Source organism: Rhodoplanes azumiensis, assembly GCF_042682915.1.
Classification (GTDB): Bacteria; Pseudomonadota; Alphaproteobacteria; order Rhizobiales; family Xanthobacteraceae; genus Rhodoplanes; species Rhodoplanes azumiensis.
On record NZ_JBHUIW010000001.1, the window covers coordinates 109541 to 123963 of the forward strand.

The 14423-nt window shown below is 69.0% G+C and carries 16 protein-coding genes; 12 read left to right on the forward strand and 4 right to left on the reverse strand.

Annotation, left to right across the window (positions count from 1 at the left end; all coding sequences use genetic code 11):
* Positions 1-25 precede the first annotated feature (25 nt).
* The 4 genes from ACFSOX_RS00490 to ACFSOX_RS00505 all read left to right on the forward strand — a co-directional run bounded on the left by ACFSOX_RS00490 (position 26) and on the right by ACFSOX_RS00505 (position 3676).
* On the forward strand, positions 26-223 hold the full coding sequence (locus ACFSOX_RS00490) for a DUF6898 family protein (RefSeq protein WP_378475833.1): 198 nt from the start codon (positions 26-28) through the stop codon (positions 221-223).
* A gap of 242 nt (positions 224-465) precedes the next feature.
* A complete protein-coding gene (glyA, locus tag ACFSOX_RS00495) occupies positions 466-1770 on the forward strand; it encodes a serine hydroxymethyltransferase (protein WP_378475834.1) in 1305 nt (434 codons plus the stop codon).
* A gap of 56 nt (positions 1771-1826) precedes the next feature.
* On the forward strand, positions 1827-2303 hold the full coding sequence (gene nrdR, locus ACFSOX_RS00500) for a transcriptional regulator NrdR (protein WP_378475835.1): 477 nt from the start codon (positions 1827-1829) through the stop codon (positions 2301-2303).
* A gap of 272 nt (positions 2304-2575) precedes the next feature.
* Positions 2576-3676: a YeeE/YedE family protein gene (locus ACFSOX_RS00505; RefSeq protein ID WP_378475836.1), complete on the forward strand. Its 1101-nt coding sequence runs from the start codon at positions 2576-2578 to the stop codon at positions 3674-3676.
* A 212-nt stretch (positions 3677-3888) separates the two neighbouring features.
* Here ACFSOX_RS00505 and ACFSOX_RS00510 read toward each other — a convergent pair whose 3' ends face one another.
* Positions 3889-4287 (reverse strand): thioredoxin domain-containing protein, encoded by a 399-nt coding sequence (locus ACFSOX_RS00510; protein ID WP_378475837.1) that lies wholly within the window; start codon positions 4285-4287, stop codon positions 3889-3891.
* 303 nt (positions 4288-4590) lie between these two features.
* Between ACFSOX_RS00510 and ACFSOX_RS00515 the strand changes: the two genes are divergently transcribed.
* Positions 4591-5328, forward strand: coding sequence for a cytochrome c biogenesis CcdA family protein (locus ACFSOX_RS00515; RefSeq protein WP_378475838.1), 738 nt, complete (start codon positions 4591-4593; stop codon positions 5326-5328).
* Between the two features lie 149 nt (positions 5329-5477).
* Here ACFSOX_RS00515 and ACFSOX_RS00520 read toward each other — a convergent pair whose 3' ends face one another.
* The gene (locus ACFSOX_RS00520; RefSeq protein WP_378475839.1) at positions 5478-6065 is read right to left on the reverse strand and encodes a hypothetical protein; all 588 of its coding nucleotides are present in this window, start codon (positions 6063-6065) and stop codon (positions 5478-5480) included.
* Between the two features lie 120 nt (positions 6066-6185).
* Between ACFSOX_RS00520 and ACFSOX_RS00525 the strand changes: the two genes are divergently transcribed.
* Positions 6186-6770: a thioredoxin family protein gene (locus tag ACFSOX_RS00525; protein WP_378475840.1), complete on the forward strand. Its 585-nt coding sequence runs from the start codon at positions 6186-6188 to the stop codon at positions 6768-6770.
* Positions 6771-6861: 91 nt separating this feature from the next.
* Here the strand turns inward: ACFSOX_RS00525 and soxX are convergent, their stop codons facing one another.
* Complete coding sequence (soxX, locus tag ACFSOX_RS00530; protein WP_378475841.1) at positions 6862-7551, reverse strand: sulfur oxidation c-type cytochrome SoxX; 690 nt, start codon at positions 7549-7551, stop codon at positions 6862-6864.
* An 8-nt stretch (positions 7552-7559) separates the two neighbouring features.
* Positions 7560-8483, reverse strand: a complete 924-nt coding sequence (gene soxA / locus ACFSOX_RS00535) for a sulfur oxidation c-type cytochrome SoxA (RefSeq protein WP_378475842.1) — start codon at positions 8481-8483, stop codon at positions 7560-7562.
* A 468-nt stretch (positions 8484-8951) separates the two neighbouring features.
* Here soxA and soxY point away from each other — a divergent pair, with 468 nt between their 5' ends.
* The 6 genes from soxY (at position 8952) to ACFSOX_RS00565 (ending at position 14393) form a co-directional block, all read left to right on the forward strand.
* Complete coding sequence (soxY, locus tag ACFSOX_RS00540; protein ID WP_378475843.1) at positions 8952-9407, forward strand: thiosulfate oxidation carrier protein SoxY; 456 nt, start codon at positions 8952-8954, stop codon at positions 9405-9407.
* Between the two features lie 43 nt (positions 9408-9450).
* Positions 9451-9786: a thiosulfate oxidation carrier complex protein SoxZ gene (gene soxZ / locus ACFSOX_RS00545; protein ID WP_378475844.1), complete on the forward strand. Its 336-nt coding sequence runs from the start codon at positions 9451-9453 to the stop codon at positions 9784-9786.
* A gap of 200 nt (positions 9787-9986) precedes the next feature.
* A complete protein-coding gene (gene soxB / locus ACFSOX_RS00550) occupies positions 9987-11687 on the forward strand; it encodes a thiosulfohydrolase SoxB (RefSeq protein WP_378475845.1) in 1701 nt (566 codons plus the stop codon).
* Positions 11688-11903: 216 nt separating this feature from the next.
* The gene (soxC, locus tag ACFSOX_RS00555) at positions 11904-13196 is read left to right on the forward strand and encodes a sulfite dehydrogenase (RefSeq protein WP_378475846.1); all 1293 of its coding nucleotides are present in this window, start codon (positions 11904-11906) and stop codon (positions 13194-13196) included.
* Complete coding sequence (locus ACFSOX_RS00560) at positions 13180-13959, forward strand: c-type cytochrome (RefSeq protein ID WP_378475847.1); 780 nt, start codon at positions 13180-13182, stop codon at positions 13957-13959. Before soxC ends, ACFSOX_RS00560 begins: the two co-directional genes overlap by 17 nt.
* Positions 13960-14072: 113 nt before the next feature.
* Positions 14073-14393, forward strand: coding sequence for a c-type cytochrome (locus ACFSOX_RS00565; protein ID WP_378475848.1), 321 nt, complete (start codon positions 14073-14075; stop codon positions 14391-14393).
* Positions 14394-14423: the final 30 nt, after the last annotated feature.

Consider the following 14423-nt stretch of genomic DNA (forward strand, 5'->3'; position numbering starts at 1 on the left):
TCCCGGCCCACGCTGCGAGGCCCGGATGGCGGACGACTCGACAGGTCGCGAGGTGTTCTTCGAGATGACCGCGGTCGGCGGTGCCGTCCGGGTGTCCGCGATCGACGGGGCCACCGGCATCGAGGTGACCGTCATGGGGCCGCTGACGACACCGCGCTCCGACCTGCAGCGCCTCGCGCTCCGCAAGCTGGAGCGCCGCCTCGCCCAGGAGGGCGAAGGCTGACGAGGGCGAAGAGCCGACGGCGGTGGCTGAGTGGCGCCGAGCCGGGCCCAACCGGGTCGGGGCTGTCCGCGCCACGGAGGCCCTGCGGCCTGTACGCCCCCATATCTAGAGCCGGACCGCCGGAAGCCGGCCCACAACTTGGCGGTCGGGAGTCGATATGCTAATCCGACGGCCCAAACACACCCCGGGATCCGCCTGTCGAGGCGCCATTCTCGCGCATCCCGCGGCGCCAGGAGACCACGATGTCCGTGACGAAGCCGGCTTCGGTCGAAGCCGAATCCTTCTTTTCCGCCAGTGTCCAAGAGGCCGATCCGGAGATCTTCGGCGCGATTCGCCAGGAGCTCGGCCGGCAGCGTGACGAGATCGAGCTGATCGCCTCGGAGAACATCGTCAGCCGCGCCGTGCTCGAGGCGCAGGGCTCGGTGCTCACCAACAAGTATGCCGAGGGGCTGCCGGGCAAGCGCTACTACGGCGGCTGCCAGTATGTCGACGTGGTCGAGCGGCTCGCCATCGAGCGAGTGACGAAGCTGTTCGGCTGCGGCTTCGCCAACGTCCAGCCGCACTCCGGCGCCTCGGCCAACGCGGCCGTGTTCTTCGCGCTCCTGAGCCCCGGCGACACCTTCATGGGGCTCAACTTGGCGGCCGGGGGCCACCTGACCCACGGCTCGCCCGTCAACGTGTCGGGCAAGTGGTTCAACGTGGTGCCCTACAGCGTGCGCCCGGACGACCACCGCATCGACATGGACGAGGTGCGAAAGCTCGCCCACGCCCACAAGCCGAAGCTGATCGTCGCCGGCGGCTCGGCCTATCCGCGGGTGATCGACTTCCGGGCATTCCGCGAGATCGCCGACGAGGTCGGCGCCTATCTGATGGTGGACATGGCGCATTTCGCCGGCCTGGTGGCGGGCGGCGCGCATCCGAGCCCGTTCCCGCACGCCCACGTCGTCACCACGACGACCCACAAGACGCTGCGCGGCCCGCGCGGCGGCGTGATCCTCTCCGACGACGAGGCGCTGGCCAAGAAGATCAACTCGGCCGTCTTCCCCGGCATGCAGGGCGGCCCGCTGATGCACGTCATCGCGGCGAAGGCCGTGGCGTTCGGCGAGGCGCTGCGTCCGTCGTTCAAGGTCTACGCGAAGAACGTCGTCGAAAATGCGAAGGCGCTTGCGGAAACCCTGAAGTCGCGCGGCTTCGACATCGTCTCCGGCGGCACCGACACGCACCTGATGCTGGTCGATCTGCGGCCCAAGCAGCTCACCGGCAAGGTCGCCGAGGCGGCGCTCGGGCGCGCCCACATCACCTGCAACAAGAACGGCATCCCGTTCGACCCCGAGAAGCCGATGGTGACCTCGGGCGTCCGGCTCGGCACTCCGGCCGGGACCACCCGCGGCTTCGGCGTCGCCGAATTCAAGGAGGTCGGCGAGATGATCTCCGAGGTGCTCGACGTCCTCTCGCAGAAGAAGTCCGACGAGGACTCGCTGGTCGAGGCGGCGGTGCGCGAGAAGGTGAAGCGGCTGGTCGGACGCTTCCCGATCTACCAGGACTGAGTCGGGCCGGCCGGGGCCGCGGCGCCCCGGCGCCCGAAGGGCACGGGGGATCCACGATGCGCTGTCCGAGCTGCGGCAGCCTCGACACCCAGGTGAAGGACTCGCGTCCCACCGAAGATTCCTCGGCGATCCGCAGGCGTCGGCTGTGCCTCGCCTGCGGCTTCCGCTTCACCACCTTCGAGCGGGTGCAGCTGCGCGAGCTGACCGTGATCAAGCGCAACGGTCGCCGGGTGCCGTTCGATCGCGACAAGCTCGCCCGCTCGATCGAGATCGCGCTGCGCAAGCGGAACGTCGATCCCGACCGGGTCGAGCAGACGATCTCCAAGATCGTCCGCGACCTCGAGAGCATCGGCGAGGGCGAGGTGACGGCCGAGACGATCGGCGAGACCGTGATGGCGCATCTGCGCGACCTCGACGACGTCGCCTATGTCCGGTTCGCCTCGGTCTACAAGAACTTCCGTGAAGCCAAGGACTTCGAGCAGGCGCTCGCCGAGCTCGCCGGCACCGAGGACGACGAGCCGCCGGCGCGATAGCGGATCCCAGATTCGGTGATGTGATCAACGCGGTGGTCATGCCGGAGCGGCGCGCAACGCCGAACCCGGAATCCAGCCGAGAGTTCGCAGGTCGCCGCGGGATTCCGGGTTCGCGGCTTCGCCGCGCGCCGGAATGACAGGCTGGGTCGGTGGGCGCTTGCCCTCCAATCCACGCGCCCACCGCTTCCGACGTTGCGGATTGTCAAGGTTCTCATATTCGGCGCGCCGCATGCTCGTCGTGCCCGGCCACGGCGCGCCGGCGGAGGCGTCGCGTGGATCTGATCACCATCATCGAGCAGGTGGGGGAAGGGCCGACCCTGGCGCTCGCCGGCGTCGCGGTCGGCGCCGCCTTCGGCTTCGCGGCGCAGCGCAGCCGCTTCTGCCTGCGGGCCGCCTCGATCGAGTTCTTCCACGGCGAGGTCGGGCAGAAGGTGGCGATCTGGCTGATGGCCTTCGCGACGGCCGTGGTGTGGACGCAAGGATTCATCCTGACGGGGCTGCTCGACGTCTCCGAGGCGCGCCAGCTCGCCCAGCGCGGCAGCCTGTCGGGAGCGATCCTCGGCGGCCTGATGTTCGGCGCCGGCATGATCATGACGCGCGGCTGCGCCAGCCGGCTGCTCGTGCTGTCCGCCACCGGCAATCTCCGCGCCCTCGTCACCGGGCTGGTGATGGCCGTGACGGCGCAGTCGGCCTATCGCGGGGCGCTGACGCCGCTGCGCGAGACCATCACGGGCTGGTGGACGATCGACGGCGCCGGCGCCCGCGATCTCCTCGTCGTGCTCGGCCTCGGCCACGGGCACGCGCTCGCCTTCGGGGTCGTGTGGTGCGCGGCGGCGTACTTCTATGCCGTGAAGAGCAAGCTGCCGGCCGTGACCTGGTTCACGGCGTCGGGCGTCGGCGGCATGGTCGCGATCGGCTGGCTCGTCACCTACACGATCTCGCAGGCGAGCTTCGCGCCGGCCCGGGTCACCAGCATCACGTTCACGGGGCCGTCGGCCGACACGCTGATGTTCGTGCTCGACCAGTCGCGCATGGTGTGGAACTTCGACATCGGCCTGGTGCCGGGCGTCTTCCTCGGCTCGCTTCTCGGCGCGCTCCTCTACAAGGAGTTCGTGCTGCAGGGCTTCAAGGACGGCCAGAGCATGCGGCGCTACATCGTCGGCGCCGTGCTCATGGGCTTCGGCGGCATGCTGGCCGGCGGCTGCGCGGTCGGGGCCGGGGTGTCGGGCGGCGCCATCTTCGCGCTCACCGCCTGGGTGACGCTCGCCTGCATCTGGCTCGCCGCCGGGATCACCGACTTCCTGATCGATCGCGAGACGCCGGCCGCCACGGCGGCGCCGGGCGCCGAGCCGGCGTCGGGGCGGGCGGGGTAGGGCGATCCCGCGCAACGGCCATGTAGCCTGCCGGAGCAGTGCGTTGACGCATCTGCCCTTCACCTCTCCCCGGCCGGGAGAGGTCGGATCTCGCGCGATCGCGCGAGATCTGGGTGAGGGGGTGCCGCGCTCACCAACTGACGCCGTAAACCCTCGCCCCGGTCGCGAGCTTTGCTCGCGCCCGACCCTCTCCCTCAGGGAGAGGGAAAGAGTCACTCGCCCGGCAACAGCTCCAGAAGCTTGGCCAGCCGCGCCCAGAAGAACTCCTCGCCGGGATAGCCCTCGATGCGGCCGATCTCGGTCTTGTCGACGACCAGCACGAAGGTCGGCGTGTAGCGCACCGGGCGGGCGAGGGTCAGGCCCGAGGCCGGAACGTCGCGCTTCTCGACCTCGCGGATCGGCGCGCGGCGGCCCTCCGGCGTCTTCGGATAGATCGGGCCGATGCGGGCGTCCCATTCGCGGCACCACGGACAACCGACCTCGCGGACATAGATCAGCGTCGCCTGCGATTCCCCCGCCGCCCGGCCGGGAACAGGGCGGCCGGCCGTCGTGGCGGCCGCTGCTGCGGCGAGCCGGAGGGCGGTGCGGCGGGTCGGGTGTCGGGTCGTCATGCCGGCAGGATAACACGACGGTGCGCCGTCGTGCATGCGAACGAGCACCGAGCCGCGCCATCAAGAATGCACGATAGCGAATGATTGCAACGCCGCCGGCTTCGCGTCACCATGCCGACGCGATTGCTCCCGGCAGATCGTCACGGTCATTCCGGGCCGGCGCACAGTGCCGGACCCGGAATCCAGGCACGAACGCGGAGCTCGCCGCTCGTTTCCGGGTTCGCGGCGCCGCCGTGCCCCGGAATGACAAGTCACGAAGCACGAGTGCCGCGGGGACAAGAAGCGGCCGGACAGGGGGGTACGATGTCGCTCGAGGTCGGGCTCGCGGCCGCCGCCATGGCGGGCCTGCTGTCGTTCCTCAGTCCCTGCGTGCTGCCGCTGGTGCCGCCCTATCTCACCTGGCTGGCCGGCACCTCGCTCGACGAGCTGGCCGGCGACAAGCCGCGCCCCGGCACCACGGCACGCGCCTTCCTGCGCGCCTTGTTCTTCGTCGCCGGCTTCTCGGCCGTGTTCGTCGCGCTCGGCGCCAGCGCCTCGCTGCTCGGCCGTCTGCTGACCGATCACCTGACGGTCCTGTCGCGCGTCGCCGGCGTGATCATCGTGGTGCTCGGCCTGCACTTCGTCGGTTTGATCAGAATTCCGCTGCTCTACCGCGAGGCGCGGTTCGGGCTCGGCGGCCAATCGGCCGGCCTGTTCGGCGCCTTCGTGATGGGTCTCGCCTTCGCGTTCGGCTGGACGCCCTGCGTCGGCCCGGTGCTCGCCTCGATCCTGCTGATCGCCGGCGCCGAGGATTCGGCCGGGCAGGGCGCCGGACTGCTCGCCGCCTACGCGGCCGGCATCGGCCTGCCGTTCCTGGCAGCGGCCGTATTCGTGCGGCCGTTCCTCGGCTTCCTGAAGCGCTTCCGCGGCCATCTCGGCGCCGTCGAGAAGGTGATCGGCGGTCTCCTGATCATCACCGGTGTGCTGATCTTCACCGGCACCATGGCCGACATCGCCGGCTGGCTCTTGGAGACGATCCCGGCGCTCGGGAAGATCGGATGAGGGCGTGCGGACCGCGGTCCCGGCCCGTCATGCCCGTGCTCGTCGCGGGCATCCACGTCCGTCCTGATTTGCCGAACGCAAGATCGTGGATGGCCGGGACGAATCCGGCCGTGACGAAGGCGACGATGTCGGCCGCGTCAGCGTGGGCCTCACCCGTGGCGGAACTTCAGGATCTGCTCGTAGGCGCGCAGCTCGATGAGGAAGCGGTGAAGGAGATCGCCGTCGCGCGCCGCGACGGCCTCGGGGACGCGGGCGAGCGAGGCGCGGGCGCCGTCGACGATGCGGCGGAAGTCGGCGTCGGCCTTCACGGGCGCCGGCGCCTCGGTGTCGCACCGCGCGAAGGCGGCGTCGCTGTCCGTCGCGGCCGTCGTGATCGCCGCGCCCGTCGCCGCATCGGCGAGATCGGGAGGCTTGGTGCGATGCCGGTCGAGCGCCGCGAACGTGTCGGAGAGCTCGCGCACGCAGTCGGCCAGCAGGCGGGTGCCGGCGGCGCGGCGTGCCACGGAGAGATCGGCGGCCAGCGCCTCGGTCGCGGCGGCGGCGGCCGCGAGATCGCCGGCGTCGATCGCCGACAGCGCCGTCGCGACGCGGTCCTTGTAGGGGGCGGGCAGGGCCTTCTGCAGGCGTTCGAGCGCGAGCGCCGCGAGGTCGCCGTTGCCGGTCCGCAGGTAGCCGGCGGCGAGCCGGCGATCGGCCAGGACGGTCTCGTCGACGGCGACGCTCGGCGCTTGCGCCATCGCGCCGCCGGTCGGCCTCGGGTCTGCGCTCGTGATCAGGATCGCGTGAGCCAGGCCCACGATGGTGCAGAGAGTTCGAAATCGCGGTAACGTATGAAAAACGCTCATGAGGAAACGTCCATGCTGTCGTCGATGCTCTCACGTCGTGTGCTGATCGCGGCGGCGCTCGCCGGTCCCGCCCTGTCCCCGGCGCGCCTTCGTGCCGAAGAGCTGAAGCTCAACGAGGACGGCCTGCCACATGTCGAGTGGTTCCTGCAGAGCCTGCTCGAACTGGCGGACGACGTCGCGCTCGCGCAGCAGAACGGCAAGCGGCTCGCCGTGATGTGGGAGCTGCGCGGCTGCCCGTACTGCCGCGAGACCCACATCAAGAACCTCGGCGATCCGGAGATCGCGAGCTACATCCGCAAGAACTTCGAGGTTCTCCAGCTCAACGTCGCGGGCGACCGCAAGGTGGTCGACCTCGACGGCGAGACGCTTTCCGAGCGCCGGCTCGCCGAGAAATACGGCGTGCGCTTCACGCCGACCTTCCAGTTCTTCGGCGAGAGCGTCGACGCCATGAAGGCGAAGGCGCCGCGCGAGCGCGAGGTGGCGCGGGCCCAGGGCTATCTCGAGCCGAAGCATTTCGTGGCGCTCTTCCGCTTCGTCGCCGAGAAGGCCTACGAGAAGGGCACGCTGCGCGACTATCTCCGCGCCCAGGGGGCGTGAAGATCGGCGTGATCTTCACCTCTCCCCGCGTGCGGGGAGAGGGCAGGAACGCGCCGCGCCGGCGCGGATCATCACAAGGGCGGTTCCGTCCTCATTTGTTCACCGGCGAGTCCGGATCGAGCAGGAAGGCGACGGCGTCCTTGATCTGCTCGATGGTCAGGAACTTGTTGTGGCCGAAGCGCGGCATGTTGGAGCAGGCGAACACGGCCTGGGCGTTGAACACCCGCTCGTAGACCTCCTTCTGGGCCTCCGGCGTCGTGCCCTTCAGCTTGCCGTAGCCGAGAAGGCTCGGCCCCAGCGTGCCGTAGCTGATCTCGGTCGGGGCGAGCTGATGGCAGGCGTAGCAGTTGCCGCCGTTCGCCTGCTTCGGATTGTCGCCCATGCGGCCGCCGAAGCCGGAGAGCGCGAGCTTCTCGCCGTTCTTCCAGCTGCCCAGATACTTGCCGTCCGCCGGATAGGTGACGTTCTGCTTCTCGCGGGCCAGGATCGCGTCGGCGACGGCCTGGGGCGGCTGATTGCGGTACTGCGAGCAGAGCGCCATCGTCTCGTCCTGGACGACGCGCGCCGCGAGATCCGGTGGCAGGTTCTTCCAGGCGGCCGCGACCGCCTGCTCGAGCCTTTCGCGGGTGATGCCCGGCGCGACCTCGACGGCGGCCGGGGCCGCGGCACCGGTTCCGGTGCCCGTGGTGGACGGGTCGTCGGCGGCAGGGACGGGGCTGGACATCAGCAGAGCGGTCGCGACCGCTGCGGCGGCCGAGGCCGCGAAGGACAGTCTGGTCATCGGAGGCCTCAGCGCTTGATGGACGGGACTTCGATGGCGCCGCCTTCCGCCCGCTTGGTGAGATACGCGGCGAGCGCGACCGTCACCTCGGAGGCGTAGCCGACGTCCGGCATGCGCATCTGCCAGTAGCAGTCCCAGATGCGGTGCTGCATGGTGCGCAGCGAGGCCTGCGACACCCGATAGGTCGGCCACGAGCCCATGGTCGCCTGCGCGGCCTTCGGGTTGTCGAAGAACGGCAGGGTCTGCAGGCGGATGCGCTGGCCCTCTTGACCGTGGCAGGTCTGGCAGGAGAAGTCGTTGATGCTGGAGCGCCGGTAGAACAACGCCTCGCCGAGCGCCACCGCCTCGCGCTCCTTCGGGTGCTCCATCTTGGCCGCGAATTTCATCCCGTTCGACTTGTTCGCGACGAAGGCGACCAGCGCCTCGATCTCGGTCGCCGGGTTGCCGCCCGAGGAGGCGAACGGCTTCTTGCGGATCGGCGTCGTGTCGATGCCCTGGATGGTCTCCATGCACCACAGGATGCGCGATTCCGCGTCCATCACCCTCCCGACATCGGCGAAGAAACGCGGCAGCTCGGCATAGGCGCCGTCGACCTTGCCCGGCCCCTTGCCGAGGTCGCAGGTCTCGAGCGTGACGTTCTTCGGTCCGCGCGCCGTCGACCACAGCGTCTCGCCTGAATCGACCGCGAGATAGCCAGGGTTCGACATCGGGTCCGAGATCATGGCCCGGTATTTTTCGAGGAGCTTGTCGGCGTCCTCCTCGGCGGCCGGGGTCGATCCGGCAGGCGTGGCCGCGGACGGGGCGGCGGCCGGGGGCTGGGGAGCGGGGGGCTGGGGGGCGGGGGTCTGCTGGGCGGTGGCGACCGACAGCGTCACCGCGACCGACGCGGCCGTGACGACGGCACGCGCCAGGGCGAAACTTCCTGGGCTCATGGTTCCTCCGACGATGAGTGCGGCGGCCGGTCGTGCCGGTCTTCTGGAATGCCTGCAAGGCGCAGCTTATATTCCCGAAGCCGAATGAAAAGCGTTTTTTCTGTCCCGAGGCACAGGAGAGGAAGAACGTCCTGTGTTTCGCTGCGATGCAACAACATTTGCGTCGTGATTAGCCATTTCGCCTATTGCACGATCCGGCCGGACCGGGTAGAGAAGTTTCAAAATAATGAATGTATGGAGGAGGCGGATCCCGGACGGCGCGACGGCGGGCCATCGATCGCCAGATCATGTGCTCGCCTGCTCCTCGGAATTCCGTGACGGACTGGTTTCGGTGCGTGACCGTTTCGGTCGCTGACCGCGCAGCTCCCAGGCCGCGTGGGTTCGTGACCGGGTGCCGCGGCGACCGTAAGTCGTCGCGTTCGGGACAGTCGGCCCGGCGGGGCCGTCGACCATGAGGAGAGGTTCTCGATGACGACGACAGTGAGCCGACGCGAGGCGTTCGCGCTGGGCGCCGGCGTGGTGGCGGCGGTGGCCCTCGGTGGCGCCGGACCGGCCTTCGCCAAGAACGACGCCGACGATCTCGTCAAGGCGTTCACGGGCGGCAAGACGCCGACCAAGGGCAAGGTGAAGCTCGACCTGCCGGACATCGCCGAGAACGGGAACACGGTGCCGCTCGCCTTCACGGTCGAGAGCCCGATGACCGACGCCTCGCACGTCACCGACGTGCTGATCGTCGCCGACGGCAATCCGCGCGGCGGCATCGCCACCTTCCACTTCTCTCCGCGCTCCGGCGTCGCCGAGGCGGCGACCCGCATCCGCCTCGCCGAGACCCAGAACGTGATCGCCGTCGCCAAGATGAACGACGGATCGCTGTTCATGGACACGAAGCAGGTGAAGGTCACGATCGGCGGCTGCGGCGGCTGATCAGGCTCCGGCTCGTCATTCCGAATAATTGGGAGAGAACGTCATGGCGACACCCGCGCCGAAGCCGCGTATCCGTCTCGACAAGAAGGAGGCCAAGAAGGGCGACCTCGTCGAGGTCAAGGCCCTGGTGGCCCACATCATGGAGTCGGGTCAGCGCAAGGACAAGGACGGCAACGTCATCCCGCGCAAGATCATCAACAAGTTCACCTGCGAGGTGAACGGCAAGCCGGTCTTCGCCGCCGATCTGGAGCCGGCCGTCTCGGCCAACCCTTACCTGCAGTTCAAGTTCCGGGCCGAGGAGAGCGGCAAGGTCGTGCTCGCCTGGATCGACGACGACGGCAGCAAGATCGTCGGCGAAGAGACCATCACGGTGACCTGACGGTCGCGCTGACCTGAGGGGCACGGGCACCTGACGACGTCGGGCCGTCGCCCGCCGCAACCGATCGTTCGAGACATCCTCGGGATCACCGGCGTGCCTCGCGCCGGTGCGGGGGACGTGCGCTCATGACATTCGCCCATGACATGCGGCGATGACATGCGCCCATGACATGCGCCCATGAGGCATCCAGGACGCCATCGATGACCACGCGACGCGATCTTCTGCAATACTCCGCCGCCCTGGCCGCCGTGCTGGCCGGCGCGGGCATCGGGGCCGGGGGAGCGACCCGGGCGCTCGCGCAGCAGCGTGTGACGCAGGCCGACCTCCTGGCATTCGAGCCGCTCGGCAACGTCACGCTGGTGCACGTCACCGACATCCATGCGCAGCTCAAGCCGGTGTATTTCCGCGAGCCGACCGTCAATCTCGGGGTCGGCGAGGCGAAGGGCGTGCCGCCGCACGTCACCGGCAGGGCGCTGCTCGACGCCTACAAGGTGCCGGCCGGCAGCCCGCTCGCCTATGCGCTCGCCGACATCGACTTCGAGGCCCTGGCGAAGAGCTACGGCCGGGTCGGCGGCCTCGATCGCGTTGCCACGATCGTCAACGCGATCCGCGCCGAGCGCGGCGACCGCGTGCTGCTGCTCGACGGCGGCGACACCTGGCAGAATTCCTTCACGTCGATGGCCACCAAAGGCCAAGACATGGTCGACTGCATGGCGCTCCTGAAGCCGGACGCCATGACGGCCCACTGGGAGTTCACGCTCGGCGCCGAGCGCGTCAAGGCGATCGTCGAGACGCTCGGCTTCCCGTTCCTGTGCCAGAACGTCCGCGAGAGCGAGTTCCAGGACGAGGTGTTCAAGGGCTCGACCATGGTCGAGCGCGGCGGTGTCAAGGTCGCGGTGATCGGCCAGGCGCTGCCCTACACGCCGATCGCCAATCCGCGCTGGATGATCCCAGATTGGTCGTTCGGCATCCGCGAGAAGGAGCTGCAGGCCGAGGTCGACAAGGCGCGCGCCGCCGGCGCCGGGCTCGTCGTGCTGCTCTCGCACAACGGCTTCGACGTCGACCGCAAGCTCGCCGGCCGGGTGAGCGGGATCGACGTGATCCTCACCGGTCACACCCACGACGCCCTGCCGGCGCCCGTGCAGGTCGGCAAGACGATTCTCATCGCCTCGGGCAGCCACGGCAAGTTCGTCTCGCGCATCGATCTCGACGTGCGCGACGGCGCCGTGAAGGGAGTCCGCCACAAGCTGATCCCGGTGCTGGCCGATGTGATCACGCCCGATGCCGCGGTGGCCGCGGCGATCGCGAAGCATCGCGCACCGCACGAAGCGATGCTGGGCGAGGTGGTCGGCAAGACCGCGACCACGCTCTACCGGCGCGGCAACTTCAACGGCACGCTCGACGACGTGATCTGCGACGCGCTCCTGGCCGAGCGGGACGCCGAGATCGCGCTGTCGCCGGGCTTCCGCTGGGGACCGACGTTGCTGGCGGGTCAGAGCATCACCCGCGAGGACGTCTACAACGCCACCGCCATGACCTATCCGGCGGCCTACCGCATGACCATGACGGGCGCCCGCCTGAAGGAGGTGCTCGAGGACGTCGCCGACAACATCTTCAATCCCGACCCGTATCTGCAGCAGGGCGGCGACATGGTGCGGGTCGGCGGCCTCTCCTACACGATCGACGTCGGCAAGCCGATCGGCGGCCGCATCGGCGACCTCGTGCTGAGCCGCACCGGCCAGCCGCTCGCGGCGGACAAGGAGTACACGGTCGCCGGCTGGGCGAGCGTCAACGAGGGCACCGAAGGCCCGGCGATCTGGGACGTGGTGTTCGATCACTTGAAGAAGACGCAGACCGTGGCGCCCACCGGCGCCTCGACGGTGAAGATACTCGGGGCGTGAGCCGGCGTGGTCGGAGGCACGACGCCTGCGCTGCTGGTCCCCGCTTGCGGGGCGAAGGTCGGGATGAACAGGCGCCTCCACGAGGCCGAGACTCGCGGCGACGCCTCCTCACCCGGATGTGACGCGCATGCGCCTGACATCCGACCTCTTCCCGCATGGGGGGAGAGGTGAACACGGGGCGCACAGGTGGTCGGAGCAAGAAATCGGAGAGCGGGAATGCTGAACAAGACTCCTGATCGTGACGCCGGACTGTCGCGGCGCTCGCTGCTCGGCAAGAGCCTGGCGCTCGGCGGCGCCGCCGTGGCGGGAGCGGCCGGCAAGGCGGCCGCGACCGAGCCCGGCAACCCGGCCAACCTGCCTCCCAACGTGCCCGAGTGGTCGAAGACGCTCGGCGACGGCGTCGCGGTACGGGCCTACGGCAAGCCGTCGAAGCACGAGGCGAACGTGATCCGGCGCGACGTCGAGTGGCTCACCGCCTCGCGCGAGAGCTCGGTGTCGTTCACGCCGCTGCACGAGCTCGACGGCATCATCACGCCGAACGGCCTGTGCTTCGAGCGGCACCATTCGGGCATCGCCGAGCTCGATCCGAACGACTATCGGCTGATGATCCACGGCCTGGTCGACAAGCCGCTGATGTTCACGCTCCAGGATCTAGAGCGCTTTCCGCGCACCAACCGGATCTATTTCGCCGAATGCGCGGCGAACTCCGGCATGGAGTGGCGCGGCGCACAGATGAACGCCTGCCAGTTCACCCACGGCATGATCCACAACGTCATGTACACGGGCGTGCCGCTGCGGGTGCTCTTGGAGGAAGCCGGCCTCAAGACGAACGCGAAGTGGCTTCTTCTCGAGGGGGCCGACTCGGCGGCCATGACGCGCTCGCTGCCGCTCCAGAAAGCGCTCGACGACTGCCTGATCGCCTTCCGCATGAACGGCGAGCGACTGCGCCCGGAGAACGGCTACCCGGTGCGCATCTGCGTGCCGGGCTGGGAGGCCAACATGTGGGTGAAGTGGCTGCGCCGAATCGAGGTCGGCGACCAGCCCTGGCACCACCGCGAGGAGACGTCGAAGTACACGGATCTCCTGGAGAACGGCAAGGCGCGCCGCTTCACCTATGTGATGGACGCCAAGTCCGTCATCACCAATCCGAGCCCGCAGGCGCCGCTCAAGCACAGACAAGGCTTCACCGTCATCTCCGGCATCGCCTGGTCGGGGCGGGGCAAGATCGCCAGGGTCGACGTGTCGCTCGACGGCGGCCGCAACTGGCGCACCGCCCAGCTCGACGGGCCCGTGCTCGACAAGTCGATGGCGCGTTTCTATGCCGAGTTCGACTGGAACGGGCAGGAGCTGTTCCTGCAGTCGCGCGCCATCGACGAGACCGGCTACGTGCAGCCCACCAAGGACGAGCTGCGCAAGGTTCGCGGTGTCAACTCCGTCTATCACAACAACGGCATCCAGACCTGGCGGGTGTCGCCGGAGGGCGAGGTGGAAAATGTCGAGATCGCGTGAGGTCACCGTTCTTTCCGCCGCCCTGCTGGCCGCGGCCGTGATCGGTGGTGTGGGCTTCGCGATGGCGCAGAGCGGCAAGCTCCCGGCCAAGCCGACCGGCAAGGATGCGGCCGCCAAGTCCGCGCCCGCGCAGACCGCGGCCGCATCGGCCGCCGCTGCCGCACCCGCGAAGGTGCATTACGGCATCGGCCGCGAGGCGAAGCCGGAGGAGATCGCCGGCTGGGACATCGACGTGCGGCCCGACGGGCAGGGGCTACCGCCGGGCAAGGGCACGGCCCGCAAGGGCGAGGAGCTGTTCGTGGCGCAATGCGCCGCCTGCCACGGGGAGTTCGGCGAGAGCACGGGCCGCTGGCCCGTGCTGGCGGGCGGCGCCGGCACGCTCGCCTCTCACGATCCGGTGAAGACGATCGGCTCCTACTGGCCCTACGCCTCCACGGTGATCGACTATGTCCGGCGTGCCATGCCGTTCGGCAATGCGCAGTCGCTGGAGGGAGACGATCTGTATTCGATCGTCGCCTATCTGCTCTATCTGAACGACGTGATCACGGACCAGGATCAGGAAATCTCCGACAAGAACTTCCCGACCGTGAAGCTCGCCAACGAGGCGAATTTCTTCGACGACGACCGTGAGGTGTCCGAAAAGGCGTTCTGGAAGAAGGAGCCGTGCATGACGAACTGTGCGGCCGGCGCGCCGAGGATCCTCGGCCGCGCCCGGGCGATCGACGTGACGCCGGAGGACGGCAAGGGACCGCGGGTCGAATGATGCCGCGGCGTCCCCCGGCACCGGTCGCGCACGTCACGGCCGTGACCTCGGTGGTTGCGAGTCCGGCGGTCGCGAGTCCGACAGTCGCGAGTTGGACGATCGCGACGGTCGCGATGGTCGCGGCTACGGCCGTCCTGACCTCGGCGCTCGCGGTCGTCGCTGGCGCCGTGGCGGCCGACCGGCTGAAAGGCGATCGGGAGCTCGGCGAGTATCTGTCGTCGGAATGCGTCACCTGCCACCAGATCAGCGGGCGCTACGACGGTATCCCGCCGATCGTCGGCTGGCCGGAGGAGAGCTTCGTCGAGATTCTCGGACAGTACCGCGACAAGACGCGGGAAAATCCGGTGATGCGCTCGATCGCGGTGAAGTTCACGGACGACGAGATCGCGGCGCTCGCCGCCTATTTCGGCAGCCTGAAGCCGCGGACGGACTAGAGGTCGAAGCGGGTCAACCGAGCTCGCGAA